The organism is Porphyromonas bobii (assembly GCF_943169685.1).
In the GTDB taxonomy this organism is placed as follows: Bacteria; Bacteroidota; Bacteroidia; order Bacteroidales; family Porphyromonadaceae; genus Porphyromonas; species Porphyromonas pasteri.
Genome location: NZ_CALPBU010000008.1, coordinates 64,675 through 79,280 on the forward strand (window position 1 = coordinate 64,675; position 14,606 = coordinate 79,280).

Genomic DNA, 14,606 nt, shown 5'->3' on the forward strand with positions numbered 1-14,606 from the left:
AGCATTTTTCTTTGCGAGAACAGCACTTTTCCCTCCGCTGGATAAGAAGAATACTCGTGATAAGGCGAAGGGCTTGCGTATCACTTCGGTGAGGTATATCGTGGGGCTGAGCGTGCGATGCCTTAGCATAATAAATAGAGGGCGGGACTTGCGGCAACAGTCTTCATATAGTGGTTGCTTCTACGAGCTTGTAGAGAGGGGAGTTTCTTTCGGGAGGGAAGGCAATGGCTGGTAGTAGGGTCGTGTAGCTTGGAGGAGGGCTTGCGAAGGATTAGCGGGTGATGTAGAGGGTTTTATCTCCTTTGCGGTAGGTGGAGCGTGTGGTGACGAAGGTTGCGCTTCCGTTGTGGTGGAGGGGTGGATTATACCTCGGATAGGGGGTGTCTTAAGGCTGTGCTGAGTTGATGCGATATGCTTATGCTTGTGTGAGTTGCAAGTGTGGCAAATAGTTTGTAAATTTGCATGCTTTTTATGCGCCGATGTGCTCCTTTCTGAGGGGCGCTTGGTCGCAGAGAAGGCACTAAGCAGTATGTTTAAATATTGTCCGGGACGTCCGGATCAATTTAATTCTCAATTTAATGACAGATCCTATTGCAGATTATCTGACGCGCCTGCGTAATGCAGTGAAGGCTGGCCATCGTGTGGTCGAGATCCCCGCGTCTAATCTAAAGAAAGAGATCACGAAGATCCTCTTCGACAAGGGGTACATCCTCAACTTTAAGTTCGTCGAAGATGGCCCTCAGGGGAGCATCAAGGTGGCTCTGAAGTACGACCGCTCGGGTCGTGTGAACGCCCTCAAGGCCCTGAAGCGCGTCTCTCGCCCAGGTCTTCGTAAGTATGTCGGCTATCGTGAGATGCCCCGCGTACTCAATGGTCTCGGTATCGCTATCCTCTCTACTTCGAAGGGTGTCATGACCGATAAGGAAGCTTCGCAGCTCAAGGTAGGTGGCGAAGTGCTATGTTACATCTACTAAAGCAAGGAGGTACAAACTATGTCAAGAATAGGTAAGCACCCCATTAGCATCCCTGCTGGCGTAACGGTGTCCGTGAAGGATGGTGTCGTCACTGTAAAGGGCGCTAAGGGCGAACTCACTCAGAGCGTAGATGCTCGTATCGAAGTAGCCGTAGAAGATGCTCAGGTCGTCGTCCGTCGCGGTAGCGATGATCGCCAAGAGCGCTCACTGCACGGCCTCTATCGTGCCCTCATCAACAACATGATCGTCGGTGTCTCCGAAGGTTTCACCAAGACGCTTGAGCTGGTCGGTGTCGGTTATCGTGCATCCAACCAGGGTCAGATCCTCGAGCTTAGCCTCGGCTTCACGCACAACATCTTCCTCCAGCTCCCTAAGGAAATCAACCTGGAGACGAAGACTGAGCGTAACAAGAACCCCCTGATCATCCTCTCTTCTGCTGACAAGCAGCTGCTGGGTCAGGTGTGCTCTAAGATCCGCTCCTTCCGTATGCCAGAGCCTTATAAGGGTAAGGGTATTCGCTTCGAAGGTGAGGTTGTCCGCCGTAAGTCGGGTAAGTCAGCTGGTAAGTAACCGCTTAAAACACGTATAAAGCAATCATGTTGAAGAAAGAAATAAGAAGACAGAAGATCAAGACGCGTGTACGTGCCAAGATCAGCGGTACGGCAGAGCGTCCTCGCCTGACGGTATTCCGAAGCAACAAGCAGATCTATGCTCAGGTGATCAACGACGTCGATGGCGTCACGATCGCAAGCGCCTCTTCCCTCAAGCTCAATGCTGAAGGTACGAAGAAGGAGATCGCAGCACTCGTAGGTACGGAGGTAGCTAAGGCTGCCCAAGCCGCAGGTGTATCCACCGTAGTATTTGACCGTAATGGCTACCTCTACCACGGCCGTGTGAAGGAGCTCGCTGATGCTGCACGTGCGGCAGGTCTTAACTTTTAATACTGTCTATCGCAATGTCAGATAATCGCACAAAGACAAACCGAGATACCGAGCAGAAGGATAAGCTCGTAGAGCGCCTCGTGGCCATCAACCGCGTAACCAAGGTTACCAAGGGTGGTCGTACCTTCACCTTCGCAGCTATCGTCGTCGTCGGTGACGAAGAAGGCCGTATCGGCTTCGGCCTGGGTAAGGCTGGTGAAGTATCCGCAGCTATCCAGAAGGGTGGTGCTGCTGCTCGCCGCAACCTCAAGCAGATCCCCCTCCACAAGGGTACGATCCCTCACGAACAGTCCGCATCCTTCGGTGGTGCTCGCGTCTTCCTCAAGCCCGCTTCTGCCGGTACCGGGGTTAAGGCTGGGGGTGCTATGCGTGCCGTCCTGGAAAGTGTCGGCGTAACGGACGTCCTCGCTAAGAGCAAGGGTTCGTCTAACCCTCACAACCTCGTCAAGGCTACGATCGAAGCTCTCTGTCAGATGCGCTCGCCTCTGATGGTCGCTCGCCAGCGTGGCATCTCTGTCGAAAAGGTCTTCAAGGGCTAATCATCATCCATAGACTCTAAGTACAATGTCAACGATAAAGATCCAGCAAGTACGTAGCCAGATCAAGAGCCCCAAGACTCAGAAGCTCACGCTTCGGGCACTTGGTCTGAAGAAGCTCAACCAGACGGTCGAGCACAAGGACAATCCCCAGATCCGCGGGATGGTCGAGAAGGTAAAGCACCTGGTGCGCATCGTAGAGTAATCACCCTATAAAGAAAGACAGAAGAAAAATGGATTTATCAAGTTTGAAGCCCGCAGCGGGCTCCGTCAAGACGCGTAAGCGCATCGGTCGTGGTCCTGGTTCTGGTCTCGGGGGTACTTCTACTCGTGGTCACAAGGGGGCTAAGAGCCGCTCGGGTTATTCTAAGAAGATCGGCTTCGAAGGTGGTCAGATGCCTATCCAGCGTCGTCTGCCTAAGTTCGGCTTCAAGAATATCAACCGCGTCGAATATGCACCTGTCAACCTCTCCACGCTGCAGAGCCTGGCAGAAGCTAAGAGCCTGACTCGCATCGCTAAGGCAGACCTCATCGAGGCTGGCCTGGTCGGTAAGAACGACCTCGTCAAGATCCTCGGTAACGGTACGCTCAGCCTGAAGCTCGAGGTCGAGGCTAACGCCTTCTCCAAGTCCGCAGAAGCAGCTATCATCGCACAGGGAGGTAGTGCAGTAAAACTCTAATAGCTCATGCGCTTAATAGAGACACTGAAAAACATATGGAAGGTAGAGGAGCTGCGTCAGCGGATCCTCACCACCTTGTTTTTCGTCCTGATCTATCGCCTGGGATCGTACATCGTCATCCCAGGGATCGATCCTAACCAGCTCAGCGCCCTGCACAAGCAGACAAGCGAAGGTCTGATGGCACTCCTTGATATGTTCTCAGGGGGAGCATTCTCTAATGCTTCGATCTTCGCTATGGGGATCATGCCTTATATCTCCGCGTCTATCGTGATGCAGCTCGCCGCTATCGCTGTGCCTTCTATCCAGAAGCTGCAGCAGGAAGGGGAGAGCGGGCGCCGCAAGATCGACCAGTGGACACGCTATCTAACCGTCGTCCTGCTGCTCGTCCAGGGTTCGGCCTATCTGGTCAACCTGAACATGCAGCTGCGCCAAGCAGGGGGCTCACTGCCCGAAGGACTGTGGTTCGATATCTATGCGATCGTCGTCATGGCTGCAGGCAGTATGTTCGTCCTTTGGCTTGGTGAGCGTATCACAGACAAGGGTCTTGGCAACGGTGTATCTCTGATCATCATGATCGGTATCATCGCCCGCCTCCCAGGAGCTGTGCTCGCCGAATGGGGGACGCGCGCCTCTGGCGGTGCTGGGGGGCTCGTGTGGTTCCTCTTCGAGATCGTCTTCCTGCTCGCCGTCATGGCCGGTGCTATCCTGCTCGTCCAGGGTACGCGTCGTGTGCCCGTACAGTACGCTAAGCGCGTCGTCGGGAACAAGCAGTACGGCGGTGCTCGCCAGTACATCCCGCTGAAGGTCAATGCCGCTAACGTCATGCCGATCATCTTCGCGCAGACGATCATGATGCTCCCTATCACGCTCCTCAGCTGGGCACAGGGTGACCGTGCCAACGGCTTCGTACAGGCCTTCATGGACAATACGAGCATTTGGTACAACCTGGTCTTCGCGATCCTCATCCTCCTCTTCACCTACTTCTACACAGCGATCACGATCAACCCAACGCAGATGGCCAACGACCTGAAGCGTAACAATGGGTTTATCCCCGGTGTGAAGCCTGGCAAGGCTACGAAGGACTACCTCGATGCGATCATGGACCGCATCACCCTCCCCGGTGCCTTCTTCCTCGCTATCGTGGCTATTATGCCTGCCTTCGCTCGTGTCATCGGTATCTCTGGGGGATTCGCTCAGTTCTTCGGTGGTACGTCGCTGCTGATCCTTGTCGGGGTCGTCCTCGACACGCTCCAGCAGATCGAGAGCCACCTCTTGATGCGCCACTACGATGGTCTGCTCAAGAGTGGCCGTATCAAGGGACGTACCGGCTCTGTAGCTGCTTACTAAGATGATCTACTTAAAGACAGACGAAGAGATCGAACTCATGCGCGCGGCCAACCTCCTGGTAGGTCGTACGCTCGCCGAGGTCGCTAAGATCATAGCTCCTGGGGTCTCGACCCTGCAGCTGGACAAGCGCGCTGAGGAGTTCATCCGTGACAACGGTGCGACTCCCGCCTTCCTCGGCTACAATGGCTTCCCTGGGAGTCTCTGCACCTCGGTCAATGACCATGTGGTGCACGGGATCCCTTCCTCGAAGGTCGTACTCAAGGACGGTGACATCGTCTCCGTTGACTGTGGCACGAAGCTCGCAGGCTTCACTGGGGACTCCGCCTACACGTTCGCTGTAGGTGAGGTAGCTCCCGAGACTCTGGCTCTCCTTCGCACGACGAAGGAATCCCTCTACATCGGCATCGAGCATGCTGTAGCGGGGAAGCGCGTCGGTGATATCGGCGCTGCGGTCCAGCAGTATTGTGAAGCACGCGGCTACCATATCGTCCGCGAACTTGAAGGCCACGGGATCGGGAAGAACATGCATGAGGAGCCAGGTGTGCCCAACTTCGGGCGCCGTGGCACGGGGCCTGAGCTCCGCTCTGGGATGTGCATCTGCATCGAGCCAATGGTGAACATGGGCTCGAAGAATGTCATCTTCGATCGCGATGGCTGGACCGTCCGTACTAAGACGGGCAAGCCTTCAGCCCACTTCGAGCACTGCGTCGCTATCCGCGATGGCAAGGCCGATATCCTCTCTTCGTTTGACTTTATCAAGGAAGTCTTGGTAGACAGAGAGTTTTAATCTCGCAACCACAGTATATGCCGAAGCAAGCAGCAATAGAACTCGACGGTGTCATCCTCGAAGCGCTCTCGAACGCAATGTTCAAGGTTGAGCTCGAGAACGGACACGTCATCACCGCCCACATCTCTGGGAAGATGCGTATGCACTACATCAAGATCCTCCCAGGTGACAAGGTCAAGGTAGAGATGTCTCCCTACGACTTGACTAAGGGGCGTATATCATTCAGATATAAATAACCCTATATAGATATGAAAGTAAGAGCATCACTCAAGAAGCGCACCGCCGACTGCAAGATCGTTCGTCGCAAGGGGCGTCTGTACGTAATCAACAAGAAGAACCCCAAGTTCAAGCAACGCCAGGGGTAGTCTCTAACCATCGGACTATATTTTAACGAACTAAGATAAGTATGGCTATCAGAATTGTTGGCGTCGACTTGCCACAAAACAAACGAGGAGAAATTGCCTTGACTTACATCTTCGGGATCGGTCGTAGCAGCGCTACCAAGATCCTTGATAAGGCTGGGGTCGATCGCAATATCAAGGTAAAGGACTGGACCGACGACCAGGCTGCCGCTATCCGTGAGGTGATCGGTGCCGAGTACAAGGTCGAAGGGGATCTGCGCTCCGAAGTCCAGCTCAACATCAAGCGACTGATGGACATCGGTTGCTACCGTGGTGTCCGCCACCGTATCGGTCTGCCTCTACGCGGTCAGAGTACGAAGAACAATGCTCGTACTCGTAAGGGTAAGAAGAAGACTGTCGCAAATAAGAAGAAAGCTACTAAGTAATAGAGATTGATATGGCAAAGAAAGTAGTCGCAAAGAAGAAGGTCGTCAAGATCGACGCTGTGGGCCAGGCTCACATCCACTCTTCTTTTAATAACATCATCATCTCTCTGACCAACAACGAAGGTCAGGTCATCAGCTGGTCTTCGGCTGGTAAGATGGGATTCCGTAGCTCTAAGAAGAACACCCCTTACGCTGCTCAGATGGCGGCCCAGGATTGCGCTAAGGTCGCTTACGACCTCGGTCTGCGCAAGGTCAAGGTCTTCGTCAAGGGTCCAGGTAACGGCCGTGAGTCTGCTATCCGCACCATCCATGGCGCTGGTATCGAAGTCACTGAGATCGTCGACGTGACCCCAATGCCACACAATGGCTGCCGTCCTCCTAAGCGTCGTCGCGTCTAATCCCTGACTTCGCTTCAGATCACAGAGTAGTTTCATAAAGATCGCAGTACACTCCCAGAGACGCTTCGCTCACCGTGCTCCCTCCATCGAGCACCAGGGCGCGAGCGAACGCTAAGAGTCCTGAGCTAAGCAAGGCGCCGAGGTAGACGACGAGTGAAAGATTGGCTATACTTTCATATATCTATCCTCTCCTCATAACCGGTCGCGGCTGCACTCCGCCTCCCTCCCGCCACCCGCTGCTCTCTGCCTCCAGCGTTGCCTCTCCCCGAGAGGTCGCTCGTACTGCTTCAACAATAGAAGACAATGGCAAGATATACAGGTCCAAAATCAAAGATCGCCCGTAAGCTTGGCGCACCTATCTTCGGTGCCGACAAGGTACTCTCCAAGAAGAACTATCCTCCTGGACAGCACGGCAACAACCGCCGTCGTAAGACGAGCGAATATGGCATCCAGCTCAAGGAAAAGCAGAAGGCTAAGTACACCTATGGCGTACTCGAGCGTCAGTTCCGCAACCTCTTCGAAAAGGCTCAGCGCACGAAGGGCGTCACGGGTGAAGTGCTCCTCCAGCTCCTGGAAAGCCGCCTCGACAACGTCGTCTATCGCCTCGGCATCGCTAAGACGCGTGCAGCTGCTCGTCAGCTCGTCTCGCACCGTCACATCACCGTCGATGGTCAGGTAGTCAACATCCCTTCTTACACCCTCAAGCCCGGCCAGGTCGTCGGCGTCCGTGAGAAGGCGAAGAGCTTAGAGGTCATCACCGACTCTCTGGCTGGTCGTAGCCACAGCAGCTACAGCTGGCTCGAGTGGAATCAGGCTTCTCTCTCCGGTAAGTTCCTCAGCGCTCCTCAGCGTGAAGACATCCCCGAAGAGATCAAGGAGCAGCTGATCGTCGAACTATACTCTAAGTAATAATCCCTATTATCTCACTCACATGGCAATATTAGCATTTCAGAAGCCCGAAAACGTCCTCATGATGGATGCGACGGACTCGTACGCTAAGTTCGAGTTCCGCCCTCTTGAGCCGGGATATGGTACCACTGTCGGTAATGCCCTGCGTCGTATACTCCTTTCTTCACTCGAAGGCTACGCCATCTCGACCATCAAGATCGAAGGTGTCAATCATGAATTTGCTACTATTCCGGGTGTCTTGGAGGATGTAACTAACATCATTCTCAACCTGAAGCAAGTCCGCTTCCGTGCCCTCGTCCAGGACGCTGCTGAGGAGACCGTCAGCCTGACGATCTCTGGTCAGCAGCAGTTCCTCGCTGGCGAGCTCAACGGCAAGCTTACTTCCTTCGAAGTCCTCAATCCCGAGCTGGTCATCTGCCACATCGATGAGGCGTATACCCTTACTATCGAGCTCTCCATCAACAAGGGGCGTGGTTACATCCCCGCTGATGAGAAGCTGGTCGACACGGCTCAGGAGAATGAGCTGCAGACGATCGCTATCGACTCGATCTATACGCCTATCCGTAATGTCAAGTACTTCACGGAGAACTATCGTGTAGAGCAGAAGACTGACTACGAGAAGCTGACCCTCGAGATCACTACTGACGGGAGCATTCATCCCCAGCAGGCTCTCAAGGACGCAGCAGCTATCCTCATCGAGCACTTCAGCCTCTTCATCTCTGACCCTGTCGAAGTAGAAGAGAATGCAGTCATCGAGGAAGGCGACGAGGAGGTACTGGACATGCAGGAGATCGATCGCGTATCTCAGCTGCTCCGTACTGATCTCAAGGATCTCGATCTCTCCGTCCGTGCGCAGAACTGCCTCCGCTCCGGCAACGTATTCCGTCTGGCCGACCTCGTCGTCCTCGACGCTGATACGCTCAGCAAGTTCCGCAACTTCGGTAAGAAGTCTATGGACGAGCTCAACGAGCTGATGGAGCGACTCGGACTCACCTTCGGGATGGATGTTAGCAAGTACAATTTAGATAATGACTAAGTAGAAAGATGAGACATAATAAGAAATTCAATCATCTCGGTCGTAAGAAGGCGCACCGCGAGGCTATGCTTTCCAACATGGCTGCATCGCTCATCCTGCACAAGCGCATCTTCACCACGGTCGCTAAGGCAAAGGCGCTTCGCGTATATGTCGAGCCCCTGCTGACCCGCGCTAAGGAAGACTCCACGCACGCACGTCGTATCGTCTTCGCTGAGCTGCAGAATAAGTTTGCTGTCAAGGAACTCTTCGGCCCCGTTGCTGAAAAGATCGCTGACCGTCCCGGTGGCTACACTCGTATCCTCAAGACGGGTAACCGTCTCGGTGACAACGCTGCAGTCTGCTTCATCGAGCTCGTAGACTTCAACGAGAACATGCTCAAGGAAAAGGCTGACAAGAAGGCTGCTCCTAAGACGCGTCGTTCACGCCGCTCTACGAAGGCTACGGCTGAAGCTCCTGCTGCAGAAAGCGCAGAATAGTAGCTCTCCCCCCTTCGATATTCTATCGGCGAGTGCCCGCTGTGACTTCGGTCGCAGCGGGCACTTTTGCTTTCGCGCATCTGGCTCTCCTTCCTGGTGGGTTGAGATAGAGCAACTCTTGGGCGGGCTAAAAGAGACCACTACTGGTCACCGATCGGATCAGTACTGGTCACTTCAGCGAGCAGTACTGGTCACCACCACTTACCAGTACTGGTCACGATGCTGACCAGTACTGGTTGCTTTTCCCTTCTGCTGTGCGTCTCTTTCCGAAGCACTGCAGAAGGAGGGGCTTTGTATGGGGCGTGGCGGAGGAGGAATAGTGGGGGAGGGGCAGAGCAATAGTCGTTTGCGTTCATCCCACTATTGGGCCCATATGCGAACCAATAGTGGAATGCATGTGAAACCTATAGTGGTCTGCGAGTGAACCAATATTGGTCCGCGTACGAACCTATATTGGTCTCACGCTCGACCTATATAGGTCGGAGCAGTGACCTATATAGGTTGACACACCCTTCCCTCGGAGAGGTGGGGTAGCGTACGGTGAGGAGGGAGCTTCAGCGGCGCCTTTTCCCTCTCGGTCCTTGGGCGCAGGAGGCGGTCGTCGGGGATGAATCGTCGTACGTGTTGCGTGATAAGGCCCAGGGCAACCGCATAAAAATGTAAGCGCCTGATTATCAATATTCATTTTCTTGTAAGTCAAGGCATCTAATGATTATCAATAAAACGAAACAATCTAATAACCAGAACGTTGTAGTTTTCTCGTAATTTTGATGCGGTTGCCCTGTACCCTATATTGTGATGTCGTTATCGCAGTGTAGGGTTCTTTATACATTAGGTATCACTATAATCAATATTGAGCTCATGATATACGCATATATACGAGTCAGCAGTGACAAGCAGACGACGGAGAACCAGCGTTACGAACTTCAGCGTTTTGCGATGCATGAACTACTTCATATTGACCGCTGGATAGAAGAGACTGTTTCTGGCGGGCGCAATTATCGAGAACGCGAGCTGGGGGCATTGCTTGATCAGGTTGGTGAAGGAGATATGATCCTGTGTAGTGAACTTAGTCGTCTGGGACGTAGTCTCTTCATGGTTATGGATATCCTCAGTCTATGTATGCAGCGGCGGTGTACTGTTTGGACAGTTAAGGATGGCTACCGATTAGGGGAGGATGTGACAAGTAAGGTGCTTGCTTTTGCCTTTGCTCTCTCGGCGGAAATTGAACGGAAGCTGATCGCTCAACGTACTCGGGATGCACTTGCTCGACTGCGAGCTCAGGGGAGAAGGCTTGGTAGGCCAAGAGGAAGCCAGGGCAAGCGTCTGAAGCTGTCTGGATGTGAAGCAGAAATTTGCCATTTGCTTGCTTTGGGAAAGACGAAGAGTGCTATTGCACAGAGTCTCGGTGTTAGCATCCCGACGCTGAGGCTATTTATCCAGCGGTATCAGCTGATGCCCGAAGCGAGCCCTCAAGACTCAGAGGGAAGAATTAAGGAACATTTTTCCTTCACATAAAGTGTGGCTATCGAATTGCGAGATAAATAGCGGATGAAATGGGTGTGTGTCTATTGATTAAGTGCATAGTTCCGGGGAGCTAAGCGCGAAGATTTAGGCTTCTATATTTGTTGCTGGATGTCAATGCTTGACATTCTATTAATAACATTTAACCCGTGTTGGATATGAAGAAAACATTTACACCAGCGCTACTCCTTGGATTGCTTATCCTCGGAACATCAGTTACTTCTTGTAAGAAGAATGACGTAGACCTTACCCCTTACGAGCGACAGATTGCCGAAGGTAAGAAGAGTCTGAGTGACCTACAGGCTACGCATGCAAAGAGTCTTGCAGATCTTAAGGCTGCTCAGGAGAAGATCACTAAGCTCGAAGCTGAGCAGAAGAGTCTTAATGAACGTATCGTAACTCTCGGCGAGCAGGTCAAGGTAGCGCAAGGCAAGGAGCAGGAAGCTGCTGCAAAACTTGCTGAAGCTACGGCAAAGCTTGAAGCTGAGAAGAATGCTCACGAGTTGTCTATAGCTCGTGCTGAGAAGGCTGAGGCCGCTAACAAGGAGCTTCAAGCTCGTATCGCTAAGCTCGAAGAAGAAAAGAAGCTTCTTGAAGAAGGTAAGCAGGCTGAAGTAGATGCTCACAACGCTACGAAGACCGATCTCGCTACCGTCCGTAAGGAGCTGGAAGAGGCTAAGAAAGAACTTGCTAACCTTAAGAAAGAGCTTGATCAGCTCCGTCGTGAGAAGCTCGAAGCTGAGAAGAAGCTCGTAGAAGTAAACAAGCAGCTTGAGATCAAGCAGGCTGAGCTGGCTAAGAGTCAAGCAGCGCTTGCCGCCTTAAAGCTCTCTCTCAAGGAGCAGGCTAATGCTGCAAATGATGCACTGAAGGCACTGGAGCGTCAGACAAAGATCGCTACAGAGTATGCTAAGGGCAAGACTGATGACTACAATAGTAAGCTCGCTGAGCTGAATAAGGTTAAGGCTGAGATCGCAAAGCTTCAGGCTCAGGAAAAGGCTAAGACTAGTGCCGAAGTTGAGCCTCTCAAGAAGCAGCAGGAAGAGCTCGAAGCTCAGCTGAAGACCCTTCTTGCTCCAGTTGAAGCTCTCAAGAAGGAGCACCAGAAGGCTATCGCTACTCGTGAAGGTAGCGCCAAGAGCCTTGAGACTGCAAAAAGCATCCAATCTGAGAATGCAAATCGTCTGGCTGAGCAGCAGAGGGATGCAGAGGCAGCTGCCAAGCAGTTAGAGGTGCAGAAGAAGGCTCTCGAGGACGCAAAGGCTTCCGGTGACAAGCATGCCATCGATCAGGCTCAGAAGGCTCTTGATGCTTTCCGCCCTCTCGCAGAGAAGACCATTGCGATCGGCAAGGAAGCTAAGGCTGAAGAAGCAAAGAATAAGAAGGCTGTAGAGGATGCAGTAAAGGCACTTCGTGATGCTCGATTCGCAGAAGCTCAGGCTGCCGCTAAGGCTCAGGAGGCTGAGGATAAGATCCGTGTAGATAAGAGCAAGCTCGAGAAGAAGATTCAGGATAAGATCGCAGAAATCAAGGTCCTGAATGCTCAGCTCGCTGAAATCAGCAAGCAGCGTATTGCTCTCGAAGCAAAGGCGAAGGAACTTGATGTCGTCGTTACTTCAGCTAAGCAGGTAAAGGATGCAGCTGATCAAGACCTGAAGGACTTAGAAGAGTCAATCGCTAAGCTCAAGAAGATCATCGCTAAGCTCCTGGAACTCGCTAAGTAATTAGTTCTCTTCACTAAGTATAGTCCCCCCTGCCTCTATCTAGTTTAGAGCAGGGGGGATTATTTGATTACCTCATAGGCTCGCATAATGTGTTTTGGACTAGCTCCTAATATGTCATAAGGGGGAGCGGAACGTTGCCCTGTGATAAGGCCTTGTGATTGCGCGCTTTTTTGTACCTTTGCGACGCTTTGCGTAATCTCTGTCAGGAATATATGAATAAGTGTGGCCTGTTATATTGCGTTTAGTGTAGTACTAATCAAATAAGCTAAAGGACAAACAATGGACTTTATTAAGATCGTCAACGAAGCTTTCGCTACTGGTAAGAGCCACCCCGCCTTCCGTAGTGGTGACACTATCACCGTTGACTACCGCATCAGCGAAGGGGGTAAGGAGCGTATCCAGCGCTATCGTGGCGTCGTCATCCGCATCAGCGGTCACGGTGACAAGAAGCGTTTCACGGTTCGTAAGATCAGCGAAGGTGTAGGCGTAGAGCGTATCTTCGCGATCGAAAGCCCCTTCATCGAAAAGATTACTGTCGAGAAGTTCGGTAAGGTACGTCGCGCTAAGCTCTACTACCTCCGTGCCCTCACCGGTAAGAAGGCGCGCATCAAGGAGCGCCGCTACGTCGCTGAGAAGTAAGAAGACCTCGGGGATATCTTCCGCTTCACGGCGGACGGGTGCCCCAAGCCTTCATACCAAGCATACAGCCCCATCGCCGACACGCTCGGTGATGGGGCTGATGCTTGCTTATCCCCTCGGGGGATAGCCAGTTTATATCCACATAGATGTTGATGAAAAGAATTTCCACTTCACTTGCCCTCATGGCTCTTGCCGTGGCTTTCGCTTCGTGTGATGACCCCATCACGCGCAAGGAGCGCAGCCTCATCGATCGCCAGTACAAGGAGGGCGTACTCACCGCCAGCCAGAGCTTTGACTTCACGCGCTGGATCGATGTGAGCAAGGGTGCCTATCGTCTACCCGCTATCAGCGCTGACGAAGACGCTAAGAATACCTATTGGGCCTCGGCCAGCAATCAGGGCTACACGATGCTCGCCTCTTCGCCTACGGACTATCCCGTCGTGCCACTGGAGGAGAATGGAGCGGCTCATGGCGCCATCATCCGTTCGATTAAGGGCTTCTACTTCTTCGGTATCGGGACGAACGTCATTGCAGGTGCCCTCTATACAGGTCAGGTCGATGCACGCAATCTCGTGGGGAAGCCCCTTGAGTCGACGCTCTTCGGTCAGCCTTACTCCAGCGGTATCCCCGAGATCGTGGACTTCACCTACCAGTACAAGGCGGGTGAGAAGGTCATCCATGGGCAGGATAAGAAGGTCGAGCTTCCCAGCGAAGACCGTGCCGCTGTCTCGGCTGTCTTCTACGAAGTCACCGACGATGCGAGCTACCTCAATGGCGTGACGCTGCAGACGGATGCGCGCATCGTGGCGAAGGGCTACGTCGAGCTGGAGCCTACGACTCCCGCTGGCACGTGGCAGACCTATCGCCTGCGCCTCACACCCGTCGACGAAGCACGCTACGAAGCCGTGGACTTCACGACGAAGAAGTATCGTCTGGCTCTGGTCTTCTCCTCGAGCTTCCGTGGTGCCGAGTACATCGGTGCTGTGGGTAGCGAGCTGCGCCTGCGCGAGGTCAAGCTCCAGGACCGCATTAAGCCCCATCATTAGTCCTGCCGTATGAAGATGATTCGAACGCTCCTCCTCGGCCTCTCTCTTGGCCTCCTCGCACTCCCCGCTCGCGCCGCTGAGACGGGGGACGAGCAGCCCTCACGCCTCGGTGTAGGCGTGCACCTCGGCTTCAATATCGGTGGTGCTCTGCCCCCCTCCGTACCCAAGCCCGTCAAGAAGGTCACGGCCTTTATGCCTGGGGGTACGCCCAACGTGGGGCTGAACCTCTCTTACCGTCTCACGCCTGCAAGCCCCTTCTTCCTCCTCCTCGGGCTGGAGTACGATATCCGTAGCTTTAGCACCACCGTCCAAGCCGAAGATATGCCCATCCGCTATCAGAGCGAGGACTTCAAGGAGCAGCATTACACGGGCTACCAGCGTGTCGAGATGGATACCCGCTATGTCGTGGTGCCCGTGGGGGTGAGCTACGCTCTGCCGAATAGCTCCTTCCGCCTCATGGCTGGGGGCTACTATGCTCACGCGCTCAAGCGTAAGTTCACCGCTAAGCTCGATGGCGACGGCCTCATGGATGGTCGTGTCTATCAGGAGGGCGCGGTGCTTGCCTTCAGCCTCGGGGACTTCCTCGTGCGCAATGACGTCGGTGTGCGCTTCGGTGCGGACTATCAGATTGACCCGCACTGGGGGCTTACGGCACGTATGAACGTAGGTCTGCCGAAGATCTTTGATAAGAGCTTCGAGGTCATGCCTTATTCGCTGCGTCACGTCTTCCTCAACCTCGGCGTCAGCTACCGCATCAATCGATAGCCCCGCTGCGAGCGATATCCGCTAATACACTCCGCCC

The 14,606-nt window shown here is 53.5% G+C and carries 20 protein-coding genes; all 20 read left to right on the forward strand.

The genetic code is table 11. The annotated features are described in order from the left end of the window. Positions 1-578 precede the first annotated feature (578 nt). The 20 genes from rpsH to KO088_RS08115 all read left to right on the forward strand — a co-directional run bounded on the left by rpsH (position 579) and on the right by KO088_RS08115 (position 14,569). Entirely contained in the window at positions 579-974 is a 396-nt protein-coding gene (gene rpsH, locus KO088_RS08020) for a 30S ribosomal protein S8 (protein WP_009433286.1), read from the forward strand. Between the two features lie 18 nt (positions 975-992). Then, on the forward strand, positions 993-1,544 hold the full coding sequence (gene rplF, locus KO088_RS08025; protein ID WP_215494304.1) for a 50S ribosomal protein L6: 552 nt from the start codon (positions 993-995) through the stop codon (positions 1,542-1,544). 26 nt (positions 1,545-1,570) lie between these two features. After that, on the forward strand, positions 1,571-1,915 hold the full coding sequence (gene rplR / locus KO088_RS08030) for a 50S ribosomal protein L18 (RefSeq protein ID WP_009433271.1): 345 nt from the start codon (positions 1,571-1,573) through the stop codon (positions 1,913-1,915). A 14-nt stretch (positions 1,916-1,929) separates the two neighbouring features. Then, a complete protein-coding gene (gene rpsE / locus KO088_RS08035) occupies positions 1,930-2,454 on the forward strand; it encodes a 30S ribosomal protein S5 (protein WP_009433282.1) in 525 nt (174 codons plus the stop codon). A gap of 25 nt (positions 2,455-2,479) precedes the next feature. Beyond that, complete coding sequence (gene rpmD, locus KO088_RS08040) at positions 2,480-2,656, forward strand: 50S ribosomal protein L30 (protein WP_215494305.1); 177 nt, start codon at positions 2,480-2,482, stop codon at positions 2,654-2,656. A gap of 28 nt (positions 2,657-2,684) precedes the next feature. Continuing rightward, positions 2,685-3,131 (forward strand): 50S ribosomal protein L15, encoded by a 447-nt coding sequence (gene rplO, locus KO088_RS08045; RefSeq protein WP_009433238.1) that lies wholly within the window; start codon positions 2,685-2,687, stop codon positions 3,129-3,131. Between the two features lie 6 nt (positions 3,132-3,137). Next, the gene (gene secY / locus KO088_RS08050) at positions 3,138-4,478 is read left to right on the forward strand and encodes a preprotein translocase subunit SecY (RefSeq protein ID WP_215494306.1); all 1,341 of its coding nucleotides are present in this window, start codon (positions 3,138-3,140) and stop codon (positions 4,476-4,478) included. Position 4,479: 1 nt separating this feature from the next. Continuing rightward, a complete protein-coding gene (map, locus tag KO088_RS08055) occupies positions 4,480-5,265 on the forward strand; it encodes a type I methionyl aminopeptidase (protein WP_009433296.1) in 786 nt (261 codons plus the stop codon). Positions 5,266-5,282: 17 nt separating this feature from the next. Next, positions 5,283-5,501, forward strand: coding sequence for a translation initiation factor IF-1 (gene infA, locus KO088_RS08060; protein WP_005468188.1), 219 nt, complete (start codon positions 5,283-5,285; stop codon positions 5,499-5,501). Positions 5,502-5,513: 12 nt separating this feature from the next. Beyond that, positions 5,514-5,630, forward strand: a complete 117-nt coding sequence (gene ykgO, locus KO088_RS08065; protein WP_009433293.1) for a type B 50S ribosomal protein L36 — start codon at positions 5,514-5,516, stop codon at positions 5,628-5,630. Between the two features lie 41 nt (positions 5,631-5,671). Continuing rightward, entirely contained in the window at positions 5,672-6,052 is a 381-nt protein-coding gene (gene rpsM / locus KO088_RS08070; RefSeq protein WP_009433263.1) for a 30S ribosomal protein S13, read from the forward strand. 11 nt (positions 6,053-6,063) lie between these two features. Continuing rightward, positions 6,064-6,450, forward strand: coding sequence for a 30S ribosomal protein S11 (gene rpsK, locus KO088_RS08075; protein WP_044114818.1), 387 nt, complete (start codon positions 6,064-6,066; stop codon positions 6,448-6,450). A gap of 303 nt (positions 6,451-6,753) precedes the next feature. After that, entirely contained in the window at positions 6,754-7,359 is a 606-nt protein-coding gene (rpsD, locus tag KO088_RS08080; RefSeq protein ID WP_009433243.1) for a 30S ribosomal protein S4, read from the forward strand. A 22-nt stretch (positions 7,360-7,381) separates the two neighbouring features. Beyond that, positions 7,382-8,395, forward strand: a complete 1,014-nt coding sequence (locus tag KO088_RS08085; RefSeq protein WP_215494307.1) for a DNA-directed RNA polymerase subunit alpha — start codon at positions 7,382-7,384, stop codon at positions 8,393-8,395. Positions 8,396-8,403: 8 nt separating this feature from the next. Next, the gene (rplQ, locus tag KO088_RS08090; protein WP_044114816.1) at positions 8,404-8,871 is read left to right on the forward strand and encodes a 50S ribosomal protein L17; all 468 of its coding nucleotides are present in this window, start codon (positions 8,404-8,406) and stop codon (positions 8,869-8,871) included. 798 nt (positions 8,872-9,669) lie between these two features. Further along, positions 9,670-10,389 carry a master DNA invertase Mpi family serine-type recombinase gene (locus KO088_RS08095; protein WP_349665981.1) on the forward strand — a complete coding sequence of 240 codons (720 nt, stop codon included), beginning with the start codon at positions 9,670-9,672 and terminating at the stop codon, positions 10,387-10,389. Between the two features lie 164 nt (positions 10,390-10,553). Further along, positions 10,554-12,119 (forward strand): coiled-coil domain-containing protein, encoded by a 1,566-nt coding sequence (locus KO088_RS08100; RefSeq protein WP_215494308.1) that lies wholly within the window; start codon positions 10,554-10,556, stop codon positions 12,117-12,119. Between the two features lie 279 nt (positions 12,120-12,398). After that, positions 12,399-12,758, forward strand: a complete 360-nt coding sequence (gene rplS / locus KO088_RS08105; RefSeq protein WP_188807994.1) for a 50S ribosomal protein L19 — start codon at positions 12,399-12,401, stop codon at positions 12,756-12,758. A gap of 152 nt (positions 12,759-12,910) precedes the next feature. Then, the gene (locus KO088_RS08110) at positions 12,911-13,804 is read left to right on the forward strand and encodes a PCMD domain-containing protein (RefSeq protein ID WP_215494309.1); all 894 of its coding nucleotides are present in this window, start codon (positions 12,911-12,913) and stop codon (positions 13,802-13,804) included. A 9-nt stretch (positions 13,805-13,813) separates the two neighbouring features. Continuing rightward, positions 13,814-14,569, forward strand: coding sequence for a porin family protein (locus KO088_RS08115; protein WP_215494310.1), 756 nt, complete (start codon positions 13,814-13,816; stop codon positions 14,567-14,569). Positions 14,570-14,606: the final 37 nt, after the last annotated feature.